This window comes from Kitasatospora sp. NPDC056273, assembly GCF_042268845.1.
Lineage (GTDB): Bacteria > Actinomycetota > Actinomycetes > Streptomycetales > Streptomycetaceae > Kitasatospora.
Genome location: NZ_JBHJSJ010000132.1, coordinates 1 through 1,386 on the forward strand (window position 1 = coordinate 1; position 1,386 = coordinate 1,386).

General features: G+C 65.7%; 1 protein-coding gene. It reads right to left on the reverse strand.

The annotated features are described in order from the left end of the window. Positions 1-160: 160 nt before the first annotated feature. A complete protein-coding gene (locus ACFCY1_RS41515; protein WP_375877823.1) occupies positions 161-1,324 on the reverse strand; it encodes an IS701 family transposase in 1,164 nt (387 codons plus the stop codon). Positions 1,325-1,386 lie beyond the last annotated feature (62 nt).

Below are 1,386 nucleotides of genomic sequence, written 5' to 3' on the forward strand. Positions count from 1 at the left end.
CCCTAGTACTGCAACGACACTTCGACATGCCCTCTTCGCTTGTAGTGGCTGGCGCGTGCCCGGGCTTGGGATTTTCTGCGCCAGTGGGACCAGGTGAGCGCGTGCCGGATTCCGTGGCGTATCGGAGAGGAGACGCGGTTGAACAGCCGTCGTGCCTCGTTCATGCTGACGGGCACGAGGGCTTCATCAGTTCGAGTTTTCTCGTCCCCTTTTTTGTCTCGGCCCGCAGGATAGCGAGGAAAGCGAGAGCGGCCATCGAGAGGGTGATGTGCCGGTACCACGGGGTGTAGCCGCGGACCTGGTAGTGGTCGAGGCCAGCCTCGTTCTTCGCGGTCTGGAAGCACTCCTCCACCATCCACCGCGCCCCCGCGATCTCCGTGAGCTTTTCAAGTGGAGTCCCGGTCGGGCAGAAGCAGATGTAGTAGGCGATTTCCGTGGGATCGGAGGTGCTTCGCCGGGCGAGCAGCCAGTGGTCCCATCCCTTGCGCCGCCAGGGCCGGATCGGGGCCGCGGCCCAGTTGTACTCCCGCGGGCCGTGGGCGCCGTCGCCGCAGCTCAAGCGCTGCCACGCCTCGTCCGGAAGGCGGCCGATCAGCTCGTGCGCGCGGGCCTGGCCGAAGAACTCCATGGTCATGACCATCTGGGATTTCGGAACTGCGAGCACATGGGGGATGTCGTTCTCCTCCAGCCAGAGCCGCAGGCGCCCGGTCTGGCCGTAGAGTTCATCGGCTGTCACCCAGCCGAACGGCACTTCGGATTCCACCGCGCGTTTCAGCATCCGCAGTCCGATATCGGGTTTGGTGGCGAACTCGACGTCGTCTCCGATGCCCGCCGCCCGGCAGCGTTCACGGTCCGAGGTCCAGGCCTTCGGCAGGTACAGCTCCCGGTCGATCAGCGCCCGGCCCCGGTTGGATCCGTAGGCCAGGAACACCGCCACCTGGGAATTCTCGATCCGGCCCGCTGTGCCCGAGTACTGGCGGGCCACGCCCGCCGACCGGACACCCTTCTTCAGGAACCCTGTCTCGTCGAGGATGAGAACTCCATCATGGGGATCGCCGATGTTCTCCAGAACGGCATCACGGACATCGTCGCGCAGCGCGTCGGCGTCCCACTGGTAGTGGTTCAGCAGGCGCTGCATCCCCTGCGGGCCATCGTCGCCTGCGGCCTCGGCCAGGGTCCAGCCGTTCTTCCGCTCGGCCTCGCCGAGCAGTCCCCGCAGGTAGGACACCATCCGCCGCCGAGGCTCCACCCGACCGAAGCGGCCGGCGAACCGCGCCGTGAAGTCAGCAAACTCGCCCGACCATCCGTCAGTTATTTCTTCCAGCACGAACACACTCAACGAGGCGAGGACACGCAACGTTACGGAGTGTCGTTGCAGTACTAGGG